The sequence below is a fragment of the Proteobacteria bacterium CG1_02_64_396 genome (assembly GCA_001872725.1).
In the GTDB taxonomy this organism is placed as follows: domain Bacteria; phylum Pseudomonadota; class MNWR01; order CG1-02-64-396; family CG1-02-64-396; genus CG1-02-64-396.
Map to the genome: position 1 here is coordinate 1 of MNWR01000091.1, position 26,695 is coordinate 26,695.

Genomic DNA, 26,695 nt, shown 5'->3' on the forward strand with positions numbered 1-26,695 from the left:
GCGCGGGTGGGGGAGGGGGGGTGGGTTTTCACCTGCGGCGGCATCGGCCCGACCCCCGACGACCTGACTCGTCAGTCGGTGGCCGAGGCTTTTGGGCGACCGCTGGTGCGCTTTGCCGAAGCGGTACGGATGATGGAGATGTATCGCGGGGGACCGGTCTCTGAGATGGCCCAGAAGATGGCCGATCTACCCGAGGGGAGCCTGCTTCTGGCCAACCCCACCGGCGGGGCGCCGGGATTTCAAATCGAGCGGGTGGTGGTCCTCCCTGGCATTCCCCAGGCGATGGAGGCCATTGTTCAGCCTGTTCTCGACAGCATTCAGGCACCGACGATCCACACCCAAGAACGGCTGACCCGCCTGTTTGAATCGGTGTTGACCCCCGCATTCGAAGACTTTGTCGCGAGCTACCCCGAACTCGATTTGGGATCCTACCCGCAGACCAAGGGGGTAAAGGGAACCTTGATTCGGGTTAGCGCCACCGACGCTTTGCGTTTGCAGCAGGGGTGGGATTGGTTGATGGCCCAGGTCGACGCCCTTGAGGGCTCCTCAGCCGCCGACGCCTGCTGAGGTTGCCGCCATCTGGCGATGATCGCGCATGATGGTTTGCCGCTGGACGAACACCATCAGCACTACCGCCATCACCGCCCCCGACATCACAAACGTACGTTCCCCCAACCCTGCGAACATCATCCCCCCCAAGACCGGCCCAACCACGCGACCCAAAGCGCTGAGAGACTGAAACAGCCCCAGCATCGTCCCCTGATGGTCGGGATCGCTGTTGAGCGAAACCAGGGCCGAAAAGGTTGGATTCACCAGGCCCATGCCAAAAGCGATGGGGATCAAAAGCAGGTACAGCGCCGTTTGGTTATGCCACAGCGACAACAAGCTCAGACCCGCAGTCATCAGTGCCAACCCAATCCGCGCCGCCTTTTTTTCACCCCATTTGGGGACCACCCGCCGCACCATCCCCCCCTGAACCAGCACAATCAACACACCGACGTAGGCAAACACCCACCCGGCGTCCGCCATGGTCCAACCGAACTTCGCCTCGCCCCAGAGCGGCAAAACCACCTCGAAGGCGGCAAAAGCGGCGATCACCAGGAAGATCATGCCGCTCAAGGCCAACACCGCCGGATATCGCATCGCCTCTTTCCAAGGGGCCAAACTTAGGGGGTGGATCCACGCCTTGGCGGTCGGCAAACCATGTACTCGGGTTTCTGCCAAGAAGAACAGGGCAAAAATCAGGTTCACAGCGCTTAACACTGCGGCGGTCAACGGCGCGGCGGCAATGCCGCCCCACTGGGAAAGTACCCCACCCAGTGCCGGACCCATGACAAAACCGAGGCCGAAGGCCGCGCCGATCATTCCCATCCCCGCAGCCCGTTTTTCGGGGGGGGTAATGTCGGCCACGATGGCCTGGGCGGTGGCGATGTTGGCCCCCATCACGCCGGCCACTGCCCGGCTCACAAAGAGCACCATCAACGATTCGGCCCAGCCGTAGACGGCATACGAAATCGCCGATCCTGCCAGGCCGATCAACAACACCGGTCGCCGCCCCCACCGATCCGACATCCGCCCCCAGAGCGGCATGAACAAAAACTGCATCAGGGAGTAAATCCCCATCAACCAACCGATCTGGACGGGAGTGGCCAAGAAGCGAGGGTCGCTTGCATACAGCGGCATGAGGGGCAGCACCATGCCGAAACCGATCAGATCGAGCATCACGGTGACAAACACGATGCCCAAACTTGCTTTGCGTTTCATTCAATACTCCGCTGTTTGGCGGGGGAGGGGCGGGGAGGATACGCAGGCTAAAATCCGATCACAACACTCGGGTATCATCGGGCCCCGAATTTCACGGCGGACCACCGGGGTAGGAACATCCCGGTACGCTCGCGATAGGGGCCATAGGTTTGCCCGAACCGCTGCATCAGGCGGCGCTCCTCGAAGAGGGCCCCAACCACGAGATAGAGGGAAATCATGGTGGCCGAAACCAGCTGATCGGCCTCCAGAGGTCGGCCCCAAACCAGAACCAAACCGGCGGTGTACAGGGGGTGACGAATCCAGCGTAGCGCCCCCTCTTCAACAAACCGATCAGGTACATTCAGATTGCGGGCCCGCCACTGCTTGGTTCCGGCAAAGTGGCTCAGGTCGTAACGTCTCAAGGTATCGAGGAACAAGACGAGGGCGGCCACATCGGCGATCATCACCGCCCAACCCCAGGGGGGGGACCAGGGATCCCAAGCCCTCGGGGTCGGGGTGAAGTATTCCAGCCCCAACAGGGCCGCCACCGCCACGGTCGAAACCCCATTGAAAATCAAGCGATAGGCCGGCGCCCAGCGCGGTGCATGGAGCACCATCCACCGTTTGGGACCGTTTCCGGCCGCCCAGGAATGGGACAACCCAAAGGCCAGCCAGCCTGCCACCAGACCGATTTCATGACCCAGCATAACCATCCCCCACAAGCGTTCGATGCGGCCTCTGCCTTACTGGCTTGGTACGACCGGGGTCACCGCGATCTGCCATGGCGGCATACACGCGACCCCTATGCCATCTGGGTTTCAGAAATCATGTTGCAGCAGACCCAGGTTGCCACGGTCCTGGATCGATTTCCCCGTTTTATGGCCCGGTTTCCCATCGTGAATGCCTTGGCCGCAGCCGACGAGGATGCGGTTTTGCACGAGTGGGCGGGTCTGGGGTATTACCGCCGAGCGCGACTGCTCCACCGGGCGGCTGGGGAGATCGTCCGCACCTGGGGCGGTTCGTTCCCAGACTCGGTGGCAGCACTTTCTTCGCTCCCCGGAGTGGGGCGTTCGACGGCGGGCGCCATTGCCGCCATCGCCTTCGCTCTGCCGGCCCCAATTCTCGACGGAAACGTGCGCCGGGTACTGACCCGGCAGCTTGATCTCGATCTTCCTGCCGACCGAGGGCGTGGGCTCGACCTGCTGTGGCGTGAGGCGCAGGCCCGAACCTCGGTGGAGAGACCAGGCGATTACACCCAGGCGATTATGGAGTTGGGAGCCACCCTCTGTTTGCCCCGCCAGCCCCGCTGCATCGATTGCCCCTGGTGTTCCAGTTGCCTGGCGCTGCTGCGCCAAACCATCCTTCAACGTCCAGTACGTGGCAGCGCCCAAAAGGTGCAAGAGGAGGTTTGGCATCTGCTCCTTGCCGAACGCGATGAGGGGGTGATTCTGACCAAACGACCGGCTCATGGTATCTGGGGTAGCCTCTGGTCGCTGCCGGTGCAAAACGATCCGCCCCTTCCCCCTTTCGAGATTCTCGGAACCATCTCCCATCGCCTGACCCATCGTCTGCTCACGCTAATCCCCTATCGGGTCGAGGATGCCCCCGGTACCCTCATCCCTTGGGGGGAGGTATTGTCCCTCGGGCTGCCACAACCGGTCGGCCGATTGCTGCGCCGTCATTTTCCCCATCGTTTTAGCCCATCCCACCCGGCGGAATCTTCATGAGTGATTGGCTTTACCTGACCCTGGCTTTGGCGCTTGTAGCGGCCAACGCCTTTTTTGTGGCGGCTGAGTTCGCCATGGTCTCCACCGGTCTTGCCACCATTGAAACCCGGATTGCCGATGGGGTGCGTCTGGCTCGGGTGGTGCAGTACCTCAAATTCAGGCTTGATGAGGCGTTGGCCGCCTGCCAACTGGGGATCACCTTTGCCTCGTTGGGGCTGGGCTGGGTGGGGGAACCGGCGATGGGGCATCTGCTGGCCGAACCGCTTCAGCGCTTGGGCTACGCAGAATCGACCACCCACACCATCGGTTTTTTACTCGCCTTCGGCCTGATTTCTGGGGTGCACATCGTGGTGGGAGAACAGGCACCCAAGGTTTTTTCGATCCGCTTTGCCGCCCGTACCGCCGAGATCGTCGCCCTGCCTCTGTTGGCCTTCATTTACCTGATTTACCCCTTCATTCGGCTGCTCAGCATCACCACCACCCTGGTCCTGCGCCCGTTTGGGTTTAAGCCGGGGGTTCACTCGGCCCACATCCATTCCACCGATGAATTGCAGCTGTTGATTGAACAAAGCGCCGACATCGGCCACCTGCCCCAAGAGGAACACCGGGTGATCGCAGGCGCCCTCGAAATGGGCTCGATCACGGTTCAAGAGATCATGGTCGCCCGCCCCGATGTCACCTACCTGACCACCGACATGAGCTGCGAGGCGGTTTCAAAAACCATCCGCACCCATTGGCATGCCCGCTATCCCCTGTTCGACCTTGAGGAACGGGCGGTTGGGGTAGTCGCCACCCGCGATTGGATCAAAGGGGGGGAGCAGGGGGAGGATCTGGCCGCCTTGATCGACCAGGCCCCTTTGTTGATCCCTGAAACCCTGCCGGTCGACGAGGTGATGCGCACCATGCAAAAGGCCAGCGCCACGATGGCGATTGTCATCGACGAATATGGCGATTGGACCGGCTTGGTCACCTGGCGCGACCTGTTCGAATACTTCACTGGGGTCCAGGCCGACGAGGAGGAGGAGGAGGGGCCCTCCCTCACCGAGCTGGGACAGGGGGTGTGGGAGGCGGCCGGATGGGTGGCTCTTCGGGATGTGGAGCGGGCACTCGATTGGGAGGTTGAGGCCCTACAGGCCAACACCGTGGGGGGGGCGATCATGGAGCGGCTTGGCCGGATTCCCCTGGCTGGGGATGTGGTCGAATTTGCCCCGTATCGTTTCACCGTCTTGCGGATGGATCACCTCCGGGTCGACCGCCTGCGCATCGAACGACTGCCTGAGGAATCCTGATCGTGATGCCCTTTACCCCCAAGGACCCCTTCGATCTTTTGCCTCAAATCTCTGAACGGGTGCAGCGCCGTCATCCCTTCTCGGTGATGGCCCTGCTCTCCCCCCTGCATCCAGCCGACATCGCTCGGATCATCGCCGACCTCGACGCCGATGACCGGGCCTGGGTCGTCGAGATTCTGCCCGACGAAACCCGGGGCGAGGTGCTGCTGGAGCTGGCCGAGGGGCAACGGGAAGACCTGCTCGAAGATATGAGCGAGGCTTCGATTTCGGGCGCCTTGGTCCACCTGGATTCGGACGACGCCGCCGACCTTCTTCAAGAACTCGACGACGATCTTGCCCAGAAGATTGTCTCTGAGATGGATGCCGCCGACCGGCGCGAGGTCGAGCATCTGCTCGGCTACGCCGAAGACACTGCGGGCGGATTGATGCAGGTCGAACTGTTCAAGGTGCGCGAGGACTGGCCCCCCGAAAAGGTGATGGAGGTCTTTCGCCGCTTTGGTCGTCAGGTCGACCGCATCCACACCATCTTTTTGGTCGACGACGATAACCACCTGAAGGGCAAGCTGTCGTTTCGACAATTGATTCTGGCCGAACCGGGACGACCCGTTCTCGAATTCGCCGATGTCGACCCGGTGCGGGTTCTGCCCGAGGTTGACCAGGAGGAGGTCGCCCGCCTGTTCGAGAAATACGATTTGGTCAGTCTCCCGGTGGTCGACGCGACGGGTCACCTGATTGGACGGATCACCTCGGACGACATCTTCGACGTCATCACCGAGGAGGCGAGCGAAGACATCTACCGTCTGGGCGGCGTCGAGGGGGACGATCTTGAAGACGCGGTGTTGCCGACGGCGGCCCGACGCGGTGCCTGGCTTTTTCTGAACCTGATTACCGCGATCAGCGCCTCATACGTCATTTCTCTGTTCGAGGCGACCTTGGCCCAGGTGGTGGCGCTGGCGATCTTGATGCCGATTGTCGCCTCGATGGGGGGCAACGCCGGGACTCAAACCCTGACCGTCATTGTGCGCGGCTTGGCGCTGGGCAGGATCACCCCCCGCAATGCCATGCCGTTGGTCGTCAAACAGGTGGGAGTGGGGATGGTCAACGGGCTGGCCTTTGCCCTGGTGCTGGGTGTGGTGGCCAGCTGGTGGTTCCCCGACCTGGGCAGCCGCTTGGGGGTGGTGATTGGACTTGCGATGATGATCAATCTGTTGGTCGCTGGGCTGGCCGGAAGTCTGATCCCGCTGGCGCTGAAAAAGATGAACATCGACCCGGCACTTGCTTCGGGCATTCTGCTCACGACCCTGACCGACGTCATCGGGTTCTTCGCCTTTTTGGGACTGGCCCAGACGATGTTGCTTGGGTCGTGAGCAATCGCTAACTTTCGACGTGTTTGGATTGTTTTCAAACCATTGTAAAATAAAGAAAATATTAGAATCGTCGCGTTTTGAGGGGCTCAAAATCTTTTCTGAAGGGGTCAGCTCGGTCCAATCGAGCCGATAGGGGGTAGTTCCAGGACCGCCTTGACCCGAGAAACCCGCTCCCACTGCCGAGAATGCTCTACCAGATGTTGGGCCTGGGTTTGGGCCTGTTCGATGGTCCAAGTCGGGTTGACCCTCAGGTGCAGATCGATCTCCACCTCTCCCCCGAGGTAGTGCAGCGTCACATCCACCACCTCAAGACCGTCGATCGATACCATGGCGGCAAACCGGCTTTTGTATTCCTCGCGGCTGGGGAGGATCGCCACCCCGACCACATCTTCTTCAGGATCGATGTGGACCATCACGTCGCTCACAGTGGGGACCTTCTGCACGATGGTCCGTCGCACCCGCTCGGCGATCTGATGCCCCTCCGAAACGCTGATGCGGTCCGGCACTTGAACATGCACATCGACCAACACCTCGCTGCCCAAGCGGCGGGCCTTGAACATGTGCAAGTCGACCACCCCAGCAACCTCGGCGATCTCACGTTTGATCTCTTGGCGTAGCCCCTTCTCGACGCTGGCGTCGGTCAGATCGCGAAACCCCTGAAGTCCGATGGATCCCCCAACGTGAACCACAATCCCCCCCACCACCACACCGGCGATGGCGTCAAAGACCGGGTACCCAAACAGCCCCCCTACGATCCCAGCCATGGCCCCCACCGACGACAGGGCGTCGGAGCGGTGGTGCCAGGCGTTGGCTTCCAGGCTTTTGGAATGAAGCTTTCGGGCCACCCGCACCGTGTAGTGGTAGAGCCATTCCTTGCTCACGATTGAAACGAGGACAATCCACAGGGTGAGGGTGTGGGGCTGGACCAGATCGCCCCGACCGATGTGGGTCAGGGCGTCGGCGATCAAACCGATGCCTACCCCGACCAGAATCAGGGCGAGCACCACCTGACCTACGGTTTCGAATTTGCCGTGGCCATAGGGATGGTTTTCATCCGCCTCGGCCCCACCGATTTTGTTGGTGACCAGGATGACCCCGTCCGAAAGCAGATCCGATAGCGAGTGCAGCCCGTCGGCGACCAGCGCGGTGGAGTGGCCCATGACACCGCCGACGGTTTTTCCCAAGGCGAGCAGGGTGTTCAGCCCCGCGCCGACCCAGGTCACTCTGGCGATTTCACGGGCCCGCTCCTGCCGCTGTGTCCCCATCAGGGCGCGCTCGGCGAGATCTACCTGGTGGCGATGGCTGCTCAACCCGCCCCTCCAATCTGAACCACGATGCGCACCGAACGCCCATCAACCTGCTGTTCAATCACCTCATGGCCATGAATCCGACACCAGGCGGGAATGTCGACGGCGGCGCCCGGATCGCTGGCGAGAATCTGCAAGCGGCTGCCCGGCTGCATCTCTTTGACCCTCTTCTGGGTGCGAATGACCGGTAGTGGGCAGAGCAAACCCCGGCAGTCGAGCTGCTCCAGCTCAGAGGTACCAGTCATGGTCGACCTCCTCAGCGGGCAAAGGGGCGACCTCGCGGACAATCTGCTCCCCCGTTTTTCGGCGTAGGACGATGGCCACTGTGGCATCCCCGCGCCCCTTGCCGAAGCGGGCGGTGATACGCATGGCACGTTCAGCCTCTTCCTCACTTTCTAAATTGCCGTCCACCAGCACCACCGGGCCGGGGACCACCTCGGCGCGCAGGGTATCGAAGCGGTCGCTGTAGCCTTGCAGATAGTGGTTTTCCCCCTCTTCGCGTCCCACGATCAGCTTGTATTGGGGGTTGATGCGCAGGTGGCGCCCCACCTTCAGCAACACAATGTCGTCCATGGTGTAGCGGCGCGAACCGCGCACCTGCCACATGTCTTTCAACCGCCGGGCATAATTTTCATCGGTCAGAAAACAGCATCCCCCTGCCGGTTGGGGGAACTCCTTGATGTCGAACTGGCGGACCAGCGCCAGTTGAGGCTTGCGCGATCTTCCACCGATACGGCCCAGTTTGCTCCGGTCGACCCACCCTTTTTTTTCGGGCTCGGTTTCGGGCAGCAGCTGCGCCGAAAGGGGACGCAGCAGCCACCCCCTCATTTCGGCGTCTCGCTCGATCACCGGGAAGGTATCCCGACGCTGACTCATGGGGCGCTCCCCCAGCACCTCACCGGTGAAGACAAAATCGAACCCCATCGTCTCCATCATCTGTTTGGCCTTCTGCACCATAAAAATTTTGCAGTCTAAGCAGGGATTAACGTTCTTGCCGTAGCCGTAGCGAGGGTTGGTAACGATCTCAACGTAGTCCTCTGAGATATCCTCGATGTGCAGCTTCACTCCTAGCTGTTCGGCGGCCGCCAAGGCGTCGTGCTGCTTCATCGTCCCATCTTTGTTGCTGCGCAACGCCTGGGTGTGGCCGGTGACGCAAAATCCGGTGTAGAAGTTGACACATTCGACCTCGATCCCTTGATTTTGCAGCATACGCACCGCCAAGATCGAATCGAGCCCCCCGGATAGCATCCCCAGGGCTCGAATGGGGCGCTGCCCCTGGTGGGTGATGACGTCGTTCATATAAAACCTTCTTCGTTCAATCCGGATTGCTCCGGTAGCTCATAAATCGTGAGGTAAGCCGATGGACCCCATACATTCGAATCGACCCCGCATCTTGATTGTCGGGGCTGGTGGCGTTGGTGGCTACTTCGGCGGACGTTTGGCCCAACACGGTACAGCCGCGGTCACCTTTTTGGCCCGGGGGGCACACCTGCAAGCGCTGAAAACGGGGGGATTAACCCTGCACAGCATCGACGGTGACGCACACATCCCGGTCGATGCCAGGGAGAACATCGACGATCTCCCCCCGTTCGATGCGGTGGTCGTTGCGGTTAAACACCACCACTTACCTTCGGCCCTTCAGCGCATCGCCCCCGCCATCGGCGCTCAGACGGTGGTGATTCCGCTGCTCAACGGCATCACCGCCACCCCAACCCTACAACGCCGTTTTCCTCATGCCACGGTTTTGGGCGGCATCGCATTCATTGGCTCGCGGGTGGAACAACCTGGGGTCATTGGCCACACCGCCGCTGGAAGCCTCACCCTGGGGGTTTGGCCGGCGGGGGAGGGGTCTTCGGTCGAACGCTGGCTAACCCTGATGCAACAGGCGGGGATTGCGGCCCATCGCAGCCGCAACATCCAGCAGGCTGCCTGGAAAAAGATGGTCTGGAACTGCGGCTTCAACGCCTTTACCTGTTTAACCGGGCAGTGGGTCCACGAACTGCTGATTCACCCCGAGCAGGTCGACACGGTTCGCAGCGCCATGATTGAGACCATTGCAGTGGCCCGTGCCCAAGGGGTTCGGATTGAGGATACCTTTGCCGATCAAACCCTGGAGTCCACCCGCACCGGGGGCGCCCACGTGAAAACATCGATGTTGCAAGACAGGGAGGGGGGCAAACCGTTGGAACTCGATGCCATGAACCGGGAGGTGGTCCGACTGGGGCGTGCCGCCGGAATCCCCACCCCGGTCAATCAAACCCTATGCGCTCTACTTGCGCCTCTTGAGCGCGGGGATTAACCCACCTTACGAAAGCGGGCCGAGAAGAAGCCGTCCATCCCCCCCTCGACCAAAGGCGAACGGAACATGCCGCTGCGCATGGGCAACCCCAATAAATCGGGCAAGGGGTCGAGCTTCAGATCGGGGATTTCGTGCAATGCGGTCCGCACCACCTCTTCGTCCTCCTCTTCAAGGATTGAGCAGGTGCAATAGACCAGAACCCCTCCCGGTTTAAGCAATGGTGTCAGCCCTTTGATAATGTGCAGGTTCCGCTCAAGGTAGGCGGGGATGTCCTCATCTTTCTTGAGCCACTTGCCATCGGGATGGCGCCGCCAGGTTCCTGAACCGGAGCAGGGGGCGTCCACCAAAATCCGGTCGAAGGTCGCCTCGGGCAGCAAGGGGTGGCGGGCATCGCCCCTAACCACCCGGACGATTTTTTCTCGTGCGGCCAGCTCTTCAAGGCTTTGCATCCGCTCGCGTTTAAATTCCATCGCCACCACGCTCCCCTGACCCCCCATACGCTGCACCATATCTTCGGTTTTTCCCCCAGGCGCGGCGCAGGCATCCAGCACCCGCTCCCCCGGTTGCGGATCGAGAAAGGTGGTGACGATCTGAGCCGCCTCGTCCTGAATGCGCCACCACCCCTCTTCAAAACCGGGGATCTCCTGTACCGCCCCGCGAAACTCGGGAAGGATCAAAGCAAAAGGCGCCCAAGGGCTGAACACCGATTTAATCCCTTTGGCCGCCAACTGCTCCCGCACAAACGGACCCTCGACCTTTCGGGTATCCCATCGCAGGGTGAGGGGGGCTCGGGTTTGCATCCAGCGTAACGTCGCCTCTAAGTCTTCGGGATGGCGTCCCGTTGCCTGACGTTTGATCCGCCGCACAAACCAATCGGGAACGCTGAAACGTTCTGCCAGGCGAGGCGGTTCTGGGTGGCGCTCTTCGGCGGCAAACCGGCGTAGCAGCGCATTGACCAGGTTATGGGGCAACCGCAACCCACTGGCCAAATCGACTGCAGTCGACACTGCGGCGTGAGGAGGGATGCGGTCGGTGAAGGCCATCTGGTATATCCCGATACGCAGCACCTGACGCAGGGCATAACCCACCTCGTCATCATGCAAAGGCTTGCTGAGCAAGCGGTCGATCTGCCAATCGATCCAACTACGCCAACGGACCACGCCACTGACCAGTTCCCGGAAGAGCCCTTGATCTTTTGAAGACAATCCCGCAGGAGGAAGCACCCCCAAGCGGCGACCCCGATCAACCTCTTGCAATACCTGGAATGCGTGCCAGCGCGGATTGCGCCGATCCGCCGCGTCCTGTTTTCCCACAATCAACCTCGATGTTTCACGTGAAAACTTTTGATAAGTCGGTTTGAAACAGCCTGTACACCCAACCAACCATGTCATCAACTCCCGATCTCTTGGGTGTACATGGATGAGTTCGGTTTGGTTTTCAGTAACTTGGATGCTCTTTCAACAGCCCTTTCCATGCCTAACTACTATTCCTATTTCTTTAAAACCTTCTTTATAGACGAAAACCCTTTGACCAACTCCGCGCACAACCATTTTCCTCCCGGATTGAAGAGGTAGCCTCAAGACTCCAACCAACGCACCGCCCAGTCCCTCGCCATATCGACAAACCCTAAATCGCCCCAAGTCACCATCAGCAGGGTCATGCCGATCAAAAACTGAGCGACAGCCAACGCGGGATTAAAGAAAAACCTCAGGTAGGGGTTCCCAGGTTGGATCAATTCCTTATAGCCCCGATAGAGACTGACCAAAACGAGCGTCAGCCACATCAGTAAAGCAGTTGCGACCAACGCGACGAATGCAACACCACCCTCAATCACCAATGAAATCCCAGGGATCTGCACGAGTCGATCATCCTGCCAGCTGTTCCAAAAAAAACTCAATGGGGCCAATGCGGCAAATCCCAACGCAGTCCATGGACCGGGTACTAAAAGAACCAGAGGAATCATCAAAGATGAGCGTGCAGCAGAGGGGACACTCGCCCCGGGTCTCACCTCAAGTTTCATCACGGCCATGATGCCGACCCACCATGTCAGTGCCAACATGGTCCCTAGATGAGCCTGCAGCAACACTGATGTCGGTATTTCAAGAATGCCCCACAAGGTGATCCACACACTGATGAGCAGGGGGTGCCATGCCCACCAAGCTCTGAATAGGCCCTTGGACAAAATCTCCCGGCCCATCCAAAAACTTGAGAGTAACCCGAATAAACTCATCCACTGCGCGGGCGTCCCCATTTCGATAAGTTCGTGGCAACCCACAATGGGGGTCACCCCCATGGCTACAACCACCACCCCCGCAACAGGCTGACTCTGAAAGCGCTTCCAAAAGCCATGAAAGGGTGGAAGGTTCATCAATCGCCACCAGGCCAATGCCAAGATGAACGCACCCACCTCGTCCTCTTCAAAAACACGACCCAACAAGATCAACACCACCACCTGAATGCCCCACGAAAAAAAGTCGTGGGTTGGGGTACGCGTCCCGAGATTCCAGTCAAACACGATGGCCAGTGCCAAAACAGAGACGGTGAGCCAAAGCGGTTGTTGAATCCCTAAAGCAACCATCGCGATGGCAAAGGCCCAGTTACCCGCAACACTGGTCATTGGGTGACTCAGGCCGCAAAACCGAATTCCCTCAAGCACTGGTATGGTCAGACTCCAAACCAAACCCAATGTGGTTAGAAACCAGAACGATTCGGGGTGGATGGTCCAAGAGGCCAGGGTTAGTTGGGGATCACAAAAGCTCCAGGTGATCCACCATAAGGCAACCGCCAAGCCATGCCCCATCCACCGCACGCGGTGATCGAGCCAGAAGATCTCAAAGAACCCGGCAAGAGCGGGAATCAACAAAAGGGGTAATCCCACCAAGTCGAAATTCAAGATTTCTTCCCCCGTGGAATGGATGCCAAGAGGGTTTTCCAACGGGCAATTTTGACTTCAACAGGTTCAGATGCATCGCGGTAGGAACGGTGATGCAGCGACGCAGGGGCTGGTCCCGATTGAGCGTTTTGGCTCGAACCGGTTTGGCCCAGTCGTGCTACCCGGTAGCGAAACCGCAATTCCGGCAAGCCCAACACCTGCCGAAACATCCCTTCAAGGGGTTGTAATTGGGTTCTCCAAGCAGGGTGATCGACCAATAAGGTCAGGGTGCCGCGATCAATCTGAAGGAAGCGAACATGAGGTTGTACTGAAGGGGGGAGGAGAGGGTTAAGTTGCCGTTTGGCCTTTAACAGAGCACCCACGGTGCCGAGCGCACCCTCACCGCTTGAGGTCAAAAGCCCCCCAATAGGTTGAAGTCCCCGACGGGTCGATTTCGGTTTTGACTTCATGCGTCTTCACTGGTGGTTAGGGATAGATGCCTAGGAGTCTGTCGGGCTTGAGCGTCCGTAGCGAGCCGAGTGGGGAATCGAGGCCAAATTTTCACGGTTTTGAGGATCATAGTGGTGGCTATGTGACGAAAAACCGGGGGAATTTGGACCGATTACCCGCCGGCGCAGTAGGACGATCTCAAGTCCGACAGACTCCTAGCCTCCCGCCAATGGCTACTCATCACAAGATACGTCCAAAAAAAAAGGGGCCAACAGGCCCCTTTTTTAATCCACAACCAGCGCTTGCTTAGTTGGAGCGACCATACTTGCGATTGAAACGGTCCACACGGCCAGCGGTATCAATCAGTTTCTCTTTGCCGGTATAGAAGGGGTGGCAAGAGGAACAGACGTCAACGATGAAATCGTCGCCGCGGGTTGAGCGGGTCTCAATCACGGAGCCGCAGGAACAGGTAACCGTGATGTCTTGATAGTTGGGATGAATATCCGACTTCATGGATAGATCCTCCTTTCGAGAGGCTTTGTAGGATGTCGCATAGAAAAAGGGGGCGGATCTTACTGATCCTCCATAGAGATTCAAGCTTTATAAAAAGTATCGTTTTAGGCGGTCCCACACAAACATCGTCGGACTACACCAACCCCACCCGAGCCATGTATCGTTAAGCAATATTTGGATTCATTGCTATGATTCATTCATGTTTCACGTGAAACGGGGGGTTCATGAAGATCATTAGTGTTGCCAATCAAAAGGGTGGGGTGGGAAAGACCACCAGCGCCATCAACGTGGCCGACGGTTTGGCCCGTGCCGGTTATCGCGTTGCCCTGGTCGACTTGGATCCCCAGGGGAATGCCACCACTGGATTGGGGGTTTCGAAAGAGAATGACCACCCCGGCACCTTTGAAACCCTGATTGGCGAGGTTCCTCTGTCCAAGGGTTTGATGGAGGTACGACCCAAATTGGAACTGCTGCGTGGCAGGGTCGACCTTTCGGGGTTTGAGACCATGATGGCCGGCCAGCAGGGGCGGGAGCGACGGCTCAAAACGGTGTTGGCCGAATACAGCGGCGATGCCGTCATCATCGATTGCCCCCCCGCGTTGAATCTGCTCACCCTCAACGCCTTTGTCGCCAGCCACAGCATCCTGGTCCCAGTACAAAGCGAGTTTTTTGCCTTGGAGGGCTTGGGTCAGCTGATGAAAACGGTTCTGAAGGTTCAGGAGCGTTTTAATCCCCAACTCGAATTGTTGGGGGTGGTGATGACCATGTTTGATGCCCGAAACAATTTAGCGGGCCAGGTACGCGATGAGGTGGCCCGGTTCTTCTCATCCAAGGTGTTCGAAACCCTGATTCCTCGCAACGTCCGGCTGAGCGAAGCCCCCTCGTTTGGAATGCCGATTCACGAATACGACCCAAAATCGAGCGGTTCGATCGCCTATGAGGCGCTGGTTGAAGAGATCGTCGCGCGACTGTTCAAGAGGAAATCCAAGTGAGTTCAACCAAAAACAAGGGGCCAATGCCGCGACGTGGTCTAGGCCGCGGTTTGGATGCATTGCTGGGCCCTACGGTTGAAACCAACCATCGGGCCGTGTCGGAACTGCCTGTAAGCGACATTGCCCCCGGTCGTTTTCAACCCCGTTCTTACTTTGACGAAGCCGAATTGGATGCTTTGGCGCAGTCGATTGAGGAACACGGCATCGTCCAACCCATTGTTGTGCGTGAAGCAATGAATGGGGGATATGAGATTGTTGCCGGTGAACGGCGTTGGCGGGCGGCCCAAAAAATCGGGCTATTGACGGTTCCGGTCATCATCCGGGAGATGACCGATCAGATGGCGCTGGCCATCGGTTTGATCGAGAACCTGCAACGGCAAGAGCTTAATCCGGTGGAACGGGGGGTAGGCATTCGCAGACTGATTATGGAGTTTCAGTTGACCCAGGAGCAGGTTGGTAAACAGTTAGGGATGAGCCGACCGGCCATCAGCAACCTGATGCGTCTGCTGACTCTACCCGAGGCGATTCAAAACCTGGTTCGGGATGGTTCGCTGAGTCAGGGTCATGCGCGGGCACTGCTCGGCATCGAGTCGCCCGAAGACCAAAAAGAGATGGCGCGAGTCTGCATTGACCAGAATTGGAACGTGCGTGTTCTTGAACGCAAGATTCAGCAATATCGAAAAACACTTGGGGATGAGACCTCAGCAGATCGCCCCGATTCGGGGATGAACGCGACCCAGCATCACGAACCCTGGATGCACCGTTTGGGTCAAGTGATGGCCCACAAGGGGATTGAGGTGGCCCACAAGGCCAAAAAGGGGGGTGTGCGGGAGGTGGTGCTGAAGATCCCATCGGACCAAGAACTTGAAGCGTTGATGGCCTGGATCGAACGGGCCGGCAGCCATTAACAACAAAAAGGGGCGCCCGATGGCGCCCCTTTTTGTTGTTAATGGCTGCCCCCGGTGTTACTCAGCGTGGCTGAAACCGTCGCAGTATGGGGGGGTCGTAGTATGACCGCAGTCGCAAGGCCAGCCAGTGTCCTGCTCCACGTCGTCGCGAGAGGCGCGACGGCGCTGGGAGCAGTCGACGACCGGTTGATACTGCAAGTCACAAAAATATTCGGGTTTCATGGCAACACCTCGGATGCATCCAATGAGAAGTTCATGGGCGCTGCATTGCCACGGCGCGTAAACGCCCCTCGATGTCGAATCCCCTTTCGAAGCGGGCGTAGCCATAGGATCCCCCCCGGACGATGAGTTCCTCTCCTTGACCGTCGCCGCACTCCAACGCCAGCCACCCTTGTGGCTGCAACACCCGAATCCCCTCACGCAGCAAACAATCCAGGTGATGCCACCCCTCGTTTGAGGAAAACAGGGCCAGATGGGGTTCGAAAGCGGCCACCTCTTTTTGCACCCGCGCATCGTCATGGGCGATGTAGGGGGGGTTGGAGACCACCAGTGAAAAGGCTTGATCACCTGCCCAATCGAGCAGCGATCCTTGAAGCCAGCAACAAGGTGCCTGCAAAGCAGCCCCGTTGGCGCAGGCCACGGCAATCGCTGCCGAACTGATGTCGCTGCCGACCACCCAGGCATCGGGCCGCTCCAAGGCTAGGGTGGCGGCGATAATTCCCGAACCGGTCCCGACGTCAACCACCCGGTGCAGGTCATGGCTGCGCATCAAACCCAAAGCCAGTTCCACCACCACCTCGGTATCGGGGCGGGGAATCAACACGGCGGGCGAAACATGAAAGGAACGGCCGAAAAACTCTCGCTCCCCGATCAGATAGGCGACCGGCTCCCCCTTCATGCGGCGACGAACCAGCAGGCGATACGCCTCACGTTCTTCGGATGACAAGGGGCGATCACGGTCGAGGTAGAGATCGAGTCGACGCAATCTTAGGGTGTGGGCGAGTAACAACTCACCGTCGAGGCGGGGGGTGTCGGAGCCGCTCTTTTCGAACAGTCGGGCAGCCTCCAACAAAATCGTTCGGATGGTCCAAAGGGGGGGATTCAAGAACGAGAACCCTCGGCCAGCGCCTCCTGGGCGTCGAGGAGAGGTTCAATCAAGGGGTCAAGTAGCCCTGAAATGACCTCGTCGAGCCGGTAGATGGTGACGTTGATACGGTGGTCGGTGACACGGTTTTGCGGGAAGTTGTAGGTACGAATCCGCTCGGAGCGATCCCCCGAGCCGACCTGAAGACGGCGCATTTCGGCCCGCGACGAATGGGCCTGCTCGGCGGCCCGGTCGAACAAACGGGCGCGCAGGATCTTCATCGCTTTGGCTTTGTTCTTGTGCTGCGACTTTTCGTCTTGGCAAATGACCACCACCCCAGTGGGAATGTGGGTGATGCGCACAGCCGAATCAGTGGTGTTGACGCTCTGCCCCCCGGGCCCTGAGGAGCGATAAACGTCGATGCGCAGCTCGTTGGGATTGAGTTCGACCTCGACCTCTTCCGGTTCGGGAAGCACCGCCACGGTGCAGGCGCTGGTATGGATCCGTCCTTGGTTTTCGGTCTCGGGAACGCGCTGCACACGATGAACCCCACTTTCGAACTGATAACGTTCGAAGGATCCACTGCCCTGAATCTGGATCACCGCTTCGCGCAGCCCCCCCACCTCGGTCGGAGCCATCTCCAATTCCTCAACCTTCAAGCCGTGTACTTGGGCATCGCGCACGTACATTTTGAGCAGATCGACAGCAAACAGGGAGGCCTCGTCCCCCCCGGTCCCGGCTCTGATTTCAAGAATGGCGGGGCGGTCGGCGAAAGGGTGACGCGGGCGCATGCTGCGTATCAGATCGCTGGCCAGTGCCCGGCGCTTTTGGCTTAGTTCCCCAAGCTCGAACTCGGCAAGTTCGACCATCTCCCCCGATTCGCTTGCGATCAATTCTTCGAGGTCGGCCATTTGGGCACCGAGCGACTGCCACTGTCGGAACTGTGCCACGAGGGGTTCCAGTTGGGCATGTTCACGGCTTAATGCGGTGAGTTTGGGGGGATCGGCGGCGATGATGGGATCGACCAAGGCCGCCTCAAGCTCGGCCAGGCGCTGGGCCATCTCTTCCAGGCGGCCAAGGGGCAGCGTGGTCATGAAAAGCCCCTTTAAGGTTGTTCCTGCAGATCTTCGGCGGTGGATTGCAATTGGGGATGGAGATCAAAAAGGGTTCTCACGCTGTCGAGCAGCAGCTCCCCATCGTCTCTTTTGGCCCCCTCGCGCAGGGCGATGGTCGGCTTGTGCAGCAGTTTATTCACCACGCGGCGGGTCATCCCTCTCATCGCCTCTTGTTGTGCCTCGTCGAGCTTGGCAAACCCCTTGTCGGCGGTCAGAGCATCAAGGGCATCCTGATGAAACCGCTCGCGCAGGGCGGCCAACATCGGGGTGAACTCCAGGGAGTCGATCCAGTGCAGGAAATTGCCAACCTCCTCCTCGACGATCTCCATCGCCTTGCGGGCCTCGTCCTCGCGCGCCTTGAGGTGATCGGCCACCACCGAAGACAGATCGTCCATGTCGTAACGGAAGACCCCGTCGATGTCGCTAACCGCCGGGTCGATGTCGCGCGGGACCGCAATATCGATAAAAAACATCGGTTTAAATCGGCGCTGTTTGAGGGAACGCTGCACCATCGTGGGGTAGATGATCGGCACCGGCGAGCCGGTCGAGGTGATGACAATATCGGCCTCGTGAAGCCGCGCGCCGATTTGATCCAACGCAAAGGGTTCGCCACCGAAGCGTTCGGCCAAATCGCGGGCGCGGGCCAATGTACGGTTGGTGATGAGAAAACGGGTGGCGCCCGAGGCTTTAAGATGCGTGATGGCGGTTTCGCACATCACGCCAGCCCCGACGACCAAAATGGTGCGCCCGGCAAGATCGCCGAAAATCCGCTTGGCCAGATCGACCGCTATCGAGGCAACGCTGACCGATTGGCTGCCGATGCCAGTGTCGGTCCGGACCCGTTTGGCGCATCCAAATGCTTGATGATAAAGCCGTTTTAGGATCGGACCTAAGGTGTCGGATTCCATCGAGAGCCGGTAGGCATCCTTAACCTGACCCAAAATCTGAGGCTCACCCAGCACCAGAGAATCGAGGCTGGCGGCGACCTTAAAGGTATGGGCCACCGCATCTTTTTCAGACAGGACGATCAGGTGTTCGCGCAAGGATTCGAACCCGATGCCGGAGCGAGCCGCCAGCTCTTCACACAGGTGCGCCTGCGCCCGCTCGACATCGCGGGTGGCGGCGGTCAGTTCGACCCGGTTGCAGGTCGAAAGGGCGCTGATCTCCAGGATACCGGGCAGCTGCCGCAGGGACCGAAGATCCTCGACGAAGGAATTGGGGGCAAAAGCCAGACGCTCGCGGACTTCGACGGGAGCAGTTCGGTGATTCACACCGACGGTGATGACCTTCATTCAGCGCATACCGGGGGTTCGGATCGAAACAGGGGGGAATCGATGCGATCCGTCGCTTGATTCAAAGGGCGGCAAGTCTACCCGCGATGGTGGAGTGTCGAAAACCTTTTGGATTGAAAACCTTAACCCTTGAGCATCATCTTGGTCAGCAGGTAGGCCAGGATCGCCCCCACCAAACAGATGGCGAGGATGATCCAGCGTGGGCTGCCCTTCGACCGTTGATTCCAGCGCTCTGACGGTTCTTTTTGCTGCGGACGACCAAACATATCACCCCCCCCAGGGTTTCAAAGGCCTCAAGCCTCTTCGAGCAAGGCGGCGCACAGCAGGGGCCAAGTCAGCTCCAGGGCGCCAACGAAGTCGAACGATTCCCCCGCCGCATCGAGCAACCAACCCAGCCGTTGCCCGCGCCCCTGAGTACCGGGAAGCAGGGAGATCCCCATGTCCCACTCAATCGCTTTGCCGGAGGCCTCAAGCAGCGAAGAGGTGTTGTTGAGTACCTCCGGCAGCAAACGGGCCGAACCAAGGTTGATCCAGGAGATTTTGCGCTGGCGGTCGAGCCAGGCGGGCAATTCCGACAGATCGAGCAGACTGCCCAACGCCAGATCTTCAACGCGAAGATCCTCAAGCAGGTGGACCGGATCGTCCCCCAATGAAATGTGCACCGTGATAGGCAGACTAAAGCGGCGGGCCGCCATCAGGATGCTGTCCCCCTCATGGCGGGGGGCGAGTTCTGCCAAGACGCTCGCGATGGCGGCCCCCAATCCGGAGCGTTGATCGCGGACCAGATCGGTGGCCGCTTGCAACACCGGCAGCACCTCGGGGGCTAAAGGCAGCCCCCCCTCTTGGTGGTAACGATCCAGGGGCGGGGTGGCGCTGCCGGTCATGGCAACATGCAAGTCGGACATCATAGCGTTGCCCGAAAAGGCGACCGCCTGGATGAAGCCACGCTGAACCAGATCAATCACCAGAGGGGAAAGTCCTAGGGATACCGCTTCACTACCAACGAGCAGAACGAAGCTTTGTTGTTGCTGGCGGCGGGCAAGCCAACCGTCACGAACATCAAAGATCTTTTGCGCCTCGCCCAAGCTGGGCAGATTGATCAGGAAATCGAGAAACGACGAATGGGGACGATGGATCCCGGCAAAATCGTCGATGGAGATCACGCGGGGGGGACGGGGTTCGGACAAGGGTTCCTCCAACTGCTTGGGAGTTAGGGAAGCGCTGATTTAATGGCGCTTCCGAGCGGCCCAGGGATGGGCTGCCAAAATCAGGAACGTCAGTGACTGATTTTGAAAGTGAAGCAAAAACGGCGCTTTTTGCGGAGCGTGCAGATTCAAGGCAGGATGCCTTGAATCTGCACTTCCTTAGGATCTGCCGAACAGACGTTCGTCGATCAGTTCGCACAAAATGTGCACGATCAAGATGTGATTTTCTTGGACGCGGGGGGTTGAGTTGGAGGGGACGACAATCGCCACGTCGCACAGAGGGGCGATCTTACCCCCGTCGCGCCCCAACAGACCGATGATTTTCATGCCCAGCTCCCGCCCCCGCTCAATGGCGCGTAGCACGTTGCCGGAATTGCCCGAGGTCGAAATCCCAAACAGCACATCACCCCGCCGTCCCAACGCCTCGACCTGCTTGCTGAAGATCTCGTCGAAGGAGTAGTCGTTGCCGATGGCGGTCAAGGTGGAGCTGTCGGTGGTCAGGGCGATGCCGGGCAGGGGGGGGCGCTCGATTTGAAAGCGATTGAGCAGCTCGCCCGAAAAATGCTGCGCGTCGGCGGCGCTGCCACCATTGCCGCAAATGAGAATCTTGCCTTCGTGGACCAGCGTGTCGGTGAGCAGGTCGACCGCCTTGATGATGTCGTCTTGAACGGCGGGAAGCGCGACCGACTTGGCCTGAATGCTCTCCTCATAACGGCGTTGCACGATGTGAAGCATCGAAAAAACCTTCTTTTTTCAAAAAGGATGGGAAGGGTCGTTTTGGACTACGTTACGAAGATGTTCCAATCGCCCATGCCGGTCAAGAATCAGCAGGTCCAAACGGATAGAGCGATCCCACAATTCAGAAAACCGGGCTTGCATCTCTTCGGTGGTCTGAATCCAGCGCCTCACCTTGGTGGGGGTAAGCGATTCCAGCGCCTGGTCGAGGGTACCGCGCAAACGGACCTCGACCGAGACAACAATCTCGCCGTCCAGGGCCAACAGATCGATCTCTCCCCGCCGACCCCGCAGGTTGCGCCCCAAAATCGTCCATCCCAGGGTTTGGCAGTGTTGGGCAACCTGATCCTCCCCCCGTCTTCCGCGCAGGTGGGAGAGCAGTCCCATCAGGGATTCTCGGTCAGGAGCTGCCCAGCCAGCGCCAAAGCGAGGGGGTAGACCCTTTTTTTGGGGGCGCCGGTCAACTGCTGGGTTACCCGGCTGGCGGCGCTGACGGAAAGTCCCTCGGCAAGCAGCAGGGTCAAGATGTGATCGACTTCATCCGAGTTTTCACTTGCGGCAACCGGAGCGGGCGCCAGCGCCACCACAATCTCGCCGCGGGGATTGGGAGGATCGGCGGCCAGGGCGGCGGCGGTACCGTTGTAGAGGGTTTCGAACCGTTTGGTCAGCTCCCGACCCACCACCACCTCACGCTCGGGGGCGTGGGCGGCCAGGAGGTCGAGCAGGTCGTGCAACCGATGGGGTGCTTCGAGCAGCACCGTGGTTTCGGGCCGCGCCAGGGCCTCCTCCAGCGCCTCTTGCCGCTTTTTGCCTTTGGAGGGGAGGAAACCGAGAAACGAAAACCGGTCGGTCGGTAGCCCCGCTACCGCCAGCAAAGCAAGCAGACTGGAGGCGCCCGGAATCGGATGAACCTCGATTCCCGCCGCACGAGCGGCCCGGACCAGCCGGTAGCCCGGATCGGCCAAGGTCGGGGTTCCAGCATCCGAAATAAGGGCGACACTTTGCCCCTCTTGCAGTCGAGCCACGATCTGGGGGGCAGTTTTTTGCTCCACCTCGTCGTAGTAGGGGGCCATCGCCGGACGACGCAGCCCCAAATGGTGGAAGAGTTCTCCCGCCCTTCGGGTATCCTCTGCCGCCACCAAATCGACCCCCTCCAGAATGTGGCGGGCGCGGGCCGAGATATCCCCCAGGTTGCCGATGGGGGTCGAAACCACGTAGAGATGACCGGCCACCGGCTCCCCGGCAGAGGGGTGCAACGTGGCTTGAGATGTGTCGGAGGCTGGATTCATGACCCCATTTTGCCTGATGGATGCACAACGCGACACCGCCACCCTGCGCGCAGCCCGGCGAACCGGGTGGGGATTGGCGTTCGCCTTGGTATTGGCCTCGTGTGGCGGACCTAAAGCGCCGGTGCAGCCAAGCGCGCTGGAAGAGGTGGCGCCTCCGGTACAGCTCAAACCGGTGGCCATCGCCAGTGACCGCGACCTGGAGCAGGCCCGCCAAACTTACCTTGAAGGGGGGGTCGATCAAGCCTGGGAGATCCTGGCGCCGGTATTGGAGCGGCTAAGCCCCGAAGATGCATCCCAATGGGAAAACGGCTGGGTGGCTCGCATCGCTTTAAGCGGTGGCCACCTGACTGAGGCGGCCCGCTGGATCGAGAACCTTGCCTCCTCGTGGTTGAGCCGGTTCGACCGCCTGTGGCTGGCCCGGGAGCAGGGGGAGTTTGATCTGGCCGAGGCCATCGACCTGAGCGGCGACCCGCAGTGGAACGACCAAGAGTTGGGGGATCGAAAGCTTTTGGCGCGGTGGTTGTGGCAGCGACAGGAGGCGGTCCCCGAAGTGGTGCTGCTTCACCTCGCGCCCGTGATTCAAGAAACCCTCACCCCATTGGGGGGCGAGTGGCCGAGTGCCGACCGGCTCCACCCCTGGATTAAAACCTTGGATCAAAACGGCAGCGCCGAAGAGGTGGCATTACTGGCCCCGGCACTGCTCAGCCGAAGCGTTGCCTTGGGGGACCGAATGGCTCTGGGACAGCTGGGCAAGATCTGGAAGCGGGGGGAGCCGGTGGCGAACTCCGAGGAATACCGGCAGGCGACCCAGGCGCTGGCTTTGGCTCGCCCGACCGTGTTGGCGCTATGGCTCCCCCCCCAATCGCAGTGGGAGGCTGCCGCCATTGAGGCCAAGGGGATGAGTCGACCTGGCGGTGCGGCGTTGGAGTGGGGGGGGGAGCGCCATTTTCCCGACCGTACCCTGTGTGCAGGGACGCTCTGTCAGGATGCTCAGGGTGATGTAGTGAACCTGGACCAACTGGCGCAGGCAGTGGACGAACCGTGGGTCGCTGCCGCCCGCCGCCTGAGCGGCGATCACCCCGGCGACGGGGTGGTATTGATGCTGCCCGCCGCTGGGCAAGAGGGGGTTGAGGGTTTAGTGCCCCTGCTGGCGGAACTGCGTGAGGCCCATATTCCGGTCGAGGGATGGTACCGCTTCGAAGGCAAGGATCAGGATCCGGGCAAGGTGGTTGACGACATCCCCATCGCGGTGCCCCGTTTTCCGGATCGTGAGGTCGAGGAGCGCTTTCGTACCCGCTATCCCCTGGTCGAGGGGGCCGGCATCGTCTTGATGGCCTCCAGCGAGGTGGCCAAGTTGCTGGTGCCGAAATTGCGGTTTTCGAGCATCGATTTGCCGGTGCTGGGGATCGGCGATTGGGACCAGCTCGTGCTCGATCCCAGCGACCGTGACGCCTTCGAGGGGGTCGCCTTTTTGCTGCCGGGCCGCGATCCCCAAGAGGCGCTCAGCGGGTCGGTGGCCCAGGTGGTGCGCCGGGCGGTGGTGGGGGCCTTGATTCAGGGGTGGCAACCGGAGGAGGCGGGTTGGCAAGAGTGGGAGGTCCCCGGCCAGGGCAAGATCGAAATCAGCGGCGGTGGGGTGCGGTTGCCCTATCAGATCTTCCGCTTCAAAAATCTGACCCCCCGACCGGTGGGAACTTTGCAGATGGAGCCGCAGGAGGCGGCCCCTTAAGGAAGCGCTGATTGAATAGCGCTTCCGAGCGACTTAGGGATGGGTGCCGTCGTAGGAGGCGACCCCGTCGCCGAAGCCCCGCTTTTTTTGTGCTGATCCAAGACAGGATGCCTTTAATCAGCGTCTCCTTAAGGTAGGTTTAGCAGCATTCCCAACCAGACCACGGCAGCCAGGTAGGCGCCGACCCAGCGGTTTTCGCGAAAGGCGGCAAAACAGGCACCCCGGTCGCGGGCGCGGCTCATCCATAGTTGGCGCCCCAGCATGGCCCCGGCTCCTACCGCGCCGACCAGGGCGATGGAGATGCGACCATCGATCCAACCGGCTCCCATCCACGCCAGCAGCGCCCCCCCGTAGAGCAGCCCCACTGCCAACAAATCGTGTTGATCAAAATAGAGGGCGGTGGAGCGTACCCCTGCCTGCCGATCATCGTCGCGGTCGACAATGGCATAAAGGGTGTCGTAACCCGCCGACCACAGTAGGGTGGTCAGCAGCAGCAGCCAGGGGACCGGCGAAAGCGACTCGGCCCCAATCAACCAAGCCACCACCACCCCCCATGAAAAGGCCAGCCCCATCACCAGTTGGGGCAGGTGGGTGATCCTTTTGCTGAAGGGGTAGAGGATGGCGATGGCAGCCCCCCCCAGCGCCCACAACCACACCCGGCTGGGGAGCAAAAACAACAGAGAGGCGGCTGCGGCAAGGAGGATCAAGAACACCGCCAGTCCCTGCTTGGGACTCAGCTCACCCGCCGCCAGAGGGCGCGCGCGGGTGCGCTCCACCTGTGCATCGAAGTCGCGGTCGGCTAGATCATTGACCACACAGCCTGCCGAGCGCATCAGAAAACTCCCCAGCGCTACCACCACCACCGCCCACCAGGGGGGCAAACCCTCAGTGGCCCAGATCAAGGCCCACATGGCGGGCCAGAGGACCAACCAAGTGCCGACCGGGCGGTCGAGTCGCATCAACCGGGCAATCGGGTGGCTGAGCAGCGGAACGGAGAGACGGTGTTCAATACTCATGGCAGTTCAAGGCTTTCGGGGATGGTGCCGGGCAAGAAGATCTCTTCGACCACGATGTTTAAACCGGGACGGCCGGTTTCGAGAATATGGCGTCGCCCCGGGCAGGGGGTGTCGATGCCAGGAACCTCGGCTTCACCAATCGCCAGCGAACGGCGGTGGGGGGGAAGCCCCAGACTTGAGAGCCACTCCCCGATGGGTTGATCCCCAGCGACGATGCCGGCCCAGACCTCGGGACGCCAACCGTCCCGGGGCAGCCCCATCCGGGTGAGCACCTTGGGGCGCCCTTGAACCACCAACAAACCGGTGCGACCGAACAAACGTGAGCCCTCGCTCACCCCGAGCAGCGCCAGTCGCACCGGATCCCCCTCGGCCTCCCCCTGCCAAAGCACCTCAAGGCGGGCGCGGGCGCCAAAGCGGTCGGCCAAACGGTGGGTCAGCACCCCCTCGTCGGTCAGCCATACCCCCGCCATCCCGGAGGGAATCGGCCGTTCGGCCAGCGGTAGGGTCCAAAGGATTTCGGGCCAGGGATCTTGGCCTGCCGGGGTGGTGAAGGGGGGGCGCAGGCTCATAGGGGGTTGGGAATATCGATAAAGTCGTGGGTCAGGCCGAAGTGACCGGCCAGCTGGTCGCCCAGACGGGCAACCCCACCGCGCTCGGTGGCGTGATGGCCCGCCGCGATCCAGGCGACGCCACTCTCAAGAGCCAGCGCCTGGGCCCACTCCTCACCCTCGCCGGTCACAAAGGCGTCGTACCCTTGGGCGATGGCCTCATGGGCCGCCTTGCCTCCCCCCCCCGACATCAGGGCGACGCGATGGATGGGGCGTTCGGGAATGGGGGCAAAAACCTGGGTTTGGGTATCGAGCCGCTCACCGAGAGCCTCCCCAAGTGCTTGGGGCCCCAATGCAATGGGGAGCAGACCGCCAACCCCCAAAAACAGATCGCCAACCCGACCAAAAGGGGTGCGTTCGTTCAATTGAAGCAGGTCGGCCAGGGCGGCGTTGTTGCCCAGGGTGGGGTGGGCATCGAGGGGGAGGTGATAGGCGGCCAGAGCCGTGCCGCTTTGCATCAAGGCACGCACCCGGCGGCCCAGAACGCCGGTCAGGGGGCGGGGATCCCCCCCCCAGAACAGGCCATGGTGGACGAGGATCAAATCGGCCTGGAGGGTGATGGCTGCCTCGATCAATGTCAGGTTGGCGCTCACCCCGGTGACCAAACGGCGCACCGAGCGTACCCCCTCGACCTGTAGGCCGTTGGGGGTGTAATCCCGAAAGCGGGCGGCTTGCAGCAGGGTGTCGCAGTGGGCGACCACCTCGGCGGGGGAGGGGAGGTGACGATTCATGCCGACCTTTGCAGGACGAGGGAACGGGTATTCAAGGGATGGTCCAATGGGGGCCCGAATACTGCGAAACATTGGTTCGCGCCCCCCCACAGGATACTCTTCCTACAACCCAATGCTCAAAAGCGCCGCATCAGCGGCTTTCGACGCGAGGATTCCCAGCGTGCAACAACCCAACGATCACATCGTGCCCGACGACACCATCGACATCACCCGCGAGATCTGCCCCATGACCTTCGTGCGCACCAAGCTCAAAATCGAGCGGATGGGGCAGGGTCAGGTGCTGGAGGTCCGACTCAAGGGCAAAGAGCCGCTTGAAAACGTCCCCCGCTCCCTGACCGACGAGGGGCATACGGTATTAATCAACGAAGAGGTGGCTGAAGGGGAAGGGGTGCACCGCCTGCTGGTGCGGGTGAAAGGGTAAGCC

The 26,695-nt window shown here is 60.4% G+C and carries 27 protein-coding genes; 9 read left to right on the plus strand and 18 right to left on the minus strand.

Annotation, left to right across the window (positions count from 1 at the left end):
- Positions 1-567, plus strand: a 567-nt coding sequence (locus AUJ55_10595; protein OIO55181.1) for a hypothetical protein, incomplete at its 5' end; no start/stop codon positions are given.
- Here AUJ55_10595 and AUJ55_10600 read toward each other — a convergent pair.
- Together AUJ55_10600 and AUJ55_10605 are read right to left on the minus strand one after the other, a co-directional pair.
- Entirely contained in the window at positions 547-1,764 is a 1,218-nt protein-coding gene (locus tag AUJ55_10600; protein OIO55182.1) for a hypothetical protein, read from the minus strand. The genes AUJ55_10595 and AUJ55_10600 overlap by 21 nt on opposite strands.
- Before the next feature lie 74 nt (positions 1,765-1,838).
- Positions 1,839-2,426 (minus strand): hypothetical protein, encoded by a 588-nt coding sequence (locus AUJ55_10605; GenBank protein ID OIO55183.1) that lies wholly within the window; start codon positions 2,424-2,426, stop codon positions 1,839-1,841.
- A 12-nt stretch (positions 2,427-2,438) separates the two neighbouring features.
- Here AUJ55_10605 and AUJ55_10610 point away from each other — a divergent pair, with 12 nt between their 5' ends.
- The 3 genes from AUJ55_10610 to AUJ55_10620 are packed head-to-tail and all read left to right on the plus strand — an operon-like array spanning position 2,439 to position 6,126.
- Positions 2,439-3,470, plus strand: a complete 1,032-nt coding sequence (locus tag AUJ55_10610; GenBank protein OIO55184.1) for an A/G-specific adenine glycosylase — start codon at positions 2,439-2,441, stop codon at positions 3,468-3,470.
- Positions 3,467-4,759 (plus strand): hypothetical protein, encoded by a 1,293-nt coding sequence (locus tag AUJ55_10615; GenBank protein ID OIO55185.1) that lies wholly within the window; start codon positions 3,467-3,469, stop codon positions 4,757-4,759. Before AUJ55_10610 ends, AUJ55_10615 begins: the two co-directional genes overlap by 4 nt.
- A gap of 5 nt (positions 4,760-4,764) precedes the next feature.
- A complete protein-coding gene (locus tag AUJ55_10620; protein ID OIO55224.1) occupies positions 4,765-6,126 on the plus strand; it encodes a magnesium transporter in 1,362 nt (453 codons plus the stop codon).
- 107 nt (positions 6,127-6,233) lie between these two features.
- Here AUJ55_10620 and AUJ55_10625 read toward each other — a convergent pair whose 3' ends face one another.
- Genes AUJ55_10625 through AUJ55_10635 form a run of 3 tightly spaced genes read right to left on the minus strand, consistent with a single transcriptional unit; the run spans position 6,234 to position 8,732 of the window.
- Complete coding sequence (locus tag AUJ55_10625) at positions 6,234-7,391, minus strand: hypothetical protein (GenBank protein ID OIO55225.1); 1,158 nt, start codon at positions 7,389-7,391, stop codon at positions 6,234-6,236.
- A 41-nt stretch (positions 7,392-7,432) separates the two neighbouring features.
- The gene (locus AUJ55_10630) at positions 7,433-7,678 is read right to left on the minus strand and encodes a SirA family protein (protein OIO55186.1); all 246 of its coding nucleotides are present in this window, start codon (positions 7,676-7,678) and stop codon (positions 7,433-7,435) included.
- Positions 7,662-8,732 (minus strand): tRNA (5-methylaminomethyl-2-thiouridylate)-methyltransferase, encoded by a 1,071-nt coding sequence (locus tag AUJ55_10635; protein ID OIO55187.1) that lies wholly within the window; start codon positions 8,730-8,732, stop codon positions 7,662-7,664. Before AUJ55_10635 ends, AUJ55_10630 begins: the two co-directional genes overlap by 17 nt.
- Positions 8,733-8,793: 61 nt before the next feature.
- Here AUJ55_10635 and AUJ55_10640 point away from each other — a divergent pair, with 61 nt between their 5' ends.
- A complete protein-coding gene (locus AUJ55_10640) occupies positions 8,794-9,732 on the plus strand; it encodes a hypothetical protein (protein OIO55188.1) in 939 nt (312 codons plus the stop codon).
- On the opposite strand, the gene AUJ55_10645 is transcribed toward AUJ55_10640, so the two are convergent.
- From AUJ55_10645 to AUJ55_10655, 3 genes are all read right to left on the minus strand, one after another.
- Positions 9,729-11,045 carry a 16S rRNA (cytosine(967)-C(5))-methyltransferase gene (locus tag AUJ55_10645; GenBank protein OIO55189.1) on the minus strand — a complete coding sequence of 439 codons (1,317 nt, stop codon included), beginning with the start codon at positions 11,043-11,045 and terminating at the stop codon, positions 9,729-9,731. The genes AUJ55_10640 and AUJ55_10645 overlap by 4 nt on opposite strands.
- 263 nt (positions 11,046-11,308) lie before the next feature.
- Positions 11,309-12,625: a hypothetical protein gene (locus AUJ55_10650; protein ID OIO55190.1), complete on the minus strand. Its 1,317-nt coding sequence runs from the start codon at positions 12,623-12,625 to the stop codon at positions 11,309-11,311.
- Positions 12,626-13,360: 735 nt separating this feature from the next.
- Positions 13,361-13,567, minus strand: a complete 207-nt coding sequence (locus tag AUJ55_10655; protein ID OIO55191.1) for a 50S ribosomal protein L31 — start codon at positions 13,565-13,567, stop codon at positions 13,361-13,363.
- A 224-nt stretch (positions 13,568-13,791) separates the two neighbouring features.
- Between AUJ55_10655 and AUJ55_10660 the strand changes: the two genes are divergently transcribed.
- Positions 13,792-14,559, plus strand: coding sequence for a hypothetical protein (locus tag AUJ55_10660; GenBank protein ID OIO55192.1), 768 nt, complete (start codon positions 13,792-13,794; stop codon positions 14,557-14,559).
- Between the two features lie 23 nt (positions 14,560-14,582).
- Positions 14,583-15,467, plus strand: coding sequence for a hypothetical protein (locus AUJ55_10665; GenBank protein OIO55226.1), 885 nt, complete (start codon positions 14,583-14,585; stop codon positions 15,465-15,467).
- A gap of 253 nt (positions 15,468-15,720) precedes the next feature.
- Here AUJ55_10665 and AUJ55_10670 read toward each other — a convergent pair whose 3' ends face one another.
- From AUJ55_10670 to AUJ55_10700, 7 genes are all read right to left on the minus strand, one after another.
- The gene (locus tag AUJ55_10670; GenBank protein ID OIO55193.1) at positions 15,721-16,572 is read right to left on the minus strand and encodes a protein-(glutamine-N5) methyltransferase, release factor-specific; all 852 of its coding nucleotides are present in this window, start codon (positions 16,570-16,572) and stop codon (positions 15,721-15,723) included.
- Positions 16,569-17,645, minus strand: coding sequence for a peptide chain release factor 1 (locus AUJ55_10675; protein ID OIO55194.1), 1,077 nt, complete (start codon positions 17,643-17,645; stop codon positions 16,569-16,571). Before AUJ55_10675 ends, AUJ55_10670 begins: the two co-directional genes overlap by 4 nt.
- Before the next feature lie 11 nt (positions 17,646-17,656).
- Positions 17,657-18,958 carry a glutamyl-tRNA reductase gene (locus AUJ55_10680; GenBank protein ID OIO55195.1) on the minus strand — a complete coding sequence of 434 codons (1,302 nt, stop codon included), beginning with the start codon at positions 18,956-18,958 and terminating at the stop codon, positions 17,657-17,659.
- 293 nt (positions 18,959-19,251) lie between these two features.
- Positions 19,252-20,145 carry a hypothetical protein gene (locus AUJ55_10685; protein ID OIO55196.1) on the minus strand — a complete coding sequence of 298 codons (894 nt, stop codon included), beginning with the start codon at positions 20,143-20,145 and terminating at the stop codon, positions 19,252-19,254.
- A gap of 177 nt (positions 20,146-20,322) precedes the next feature.
- Positions 20,323-20,886 carry a phosphoheptose isomerase gene (locus tag AUJ55_10690; protein ID OIO55227.1) on the minus strand — a complete coding sequence of 188 codons (564 nt, stop codon included), beginning with the start codon at positions 20,884-20,886 and terminating at the stop codon, positions 20,323-20,325.
- Positions 20,887-20,916: 30 nt separating this feature from the next.
- Positions 20,917-21,285: a hypothetical protein gene (locus tag AUJ55_10695; GenBank protein OIO55197.1), complete on the minus strand. Its 369-nt coding sequence runs from the start codon at positions 21,283-21,285 to the stop codon at positions 20,917-20,919.
- The gene (locus AUJ55_10700) at positions 21,285-22,112 is read right to left on the minus strand and encodes a 16S rRNA (cytidine(1402)-2'-O)-methyltransferase (protein ID OIO55228.1); all 828 of its coding nucleotides are present in this window, start codon (positions 22,110-22,112) and stop codon (positions 21,285-21,287) included. The genes AUJ55_10695 and AUJ55_10700 overlap by 1 nt, the downstream gene beginning before the upstream one ends.
- Positions 22,113-22,185: 73 nt before the next feature.
- Between AUJ55_10700 and AUJ55_10705 the strand changes: the two genes are divergently transcribed.
- Positions 22,186-23,916: a hypothetical protein gene (locus AUJ55_10705; protein OIO55198.1), complete on the plus strand. Its 1,731-nt coding sequence runs from the start codon at positions 22,186-22,188 to the stop codon at positions 23,914-23,916.
- Between the two features lie 128 nt (positions 23,917-24,044).
- On the opposite strand, the gene AUJ55_10710 is transcribed toward AUJ55_10705, so the two are convergent.
- The 3 genes from AUJ55_10710 to AUJ55_10720 are packed head-to-tail and all read right to left on the minus strand — an operon-like array spanning position 24,045 to position 26,271.
- Complete coding sequence (locus AUJ55_10710; GenBank protein ID OIO55199.1) at positions 24,045-24,932, minus strand: hypothetical protein; 888 nt, start codon at positions 24,930-24,932, stop codon at positions 24,045-24,047.
- Positions 24,929-25,501, minus strand: a complete 573-nt coding sequence (locus AUJ55_10715; protein ID OIO55200.1) for a hypothetical protein — start codon at positions 25,499-25,501, stop codon at positions 24,929-24,931. Before AUJ55_10715 ends, AUJ55_10710 begins: the two co-directional genes overlap by 4 nt.
- The gene (locus AUJ55_10720) at positions 25,498-26,271 is read right to left on the minus strand and encodes a Nif3-like dinuclear metal center hexameric protein (GenBank protein ID OIO55201.1); all 774 of its coding nucleotides are present in this window, start codon (positions 26,269-26,271) and stop codon (positions 25,498-25,500) included. Before AUJ55_10720 ends, AUJ55_10715 begins: the two co-directional genes overlap by 4 nt.
- Positions 26,272-26,497: 226 nt before the next feature.
- Between AUJ55_10720 and AUJ55_10725 the strand changes: the two genes are divergently transcribed.
- Positions 26,498-26,692 (plus strand): hypothetical protein, encoded by a 195-nt coding sequence (locus AUJ55_10725; GenBank protein ID OIO55229.1) that lies wholly within the window; start codon positions 26,498-26,500, stop codon positions 26,690-26,692.
- Positions 26,693-26,695 lie beyond the last annotated feature (3 nt).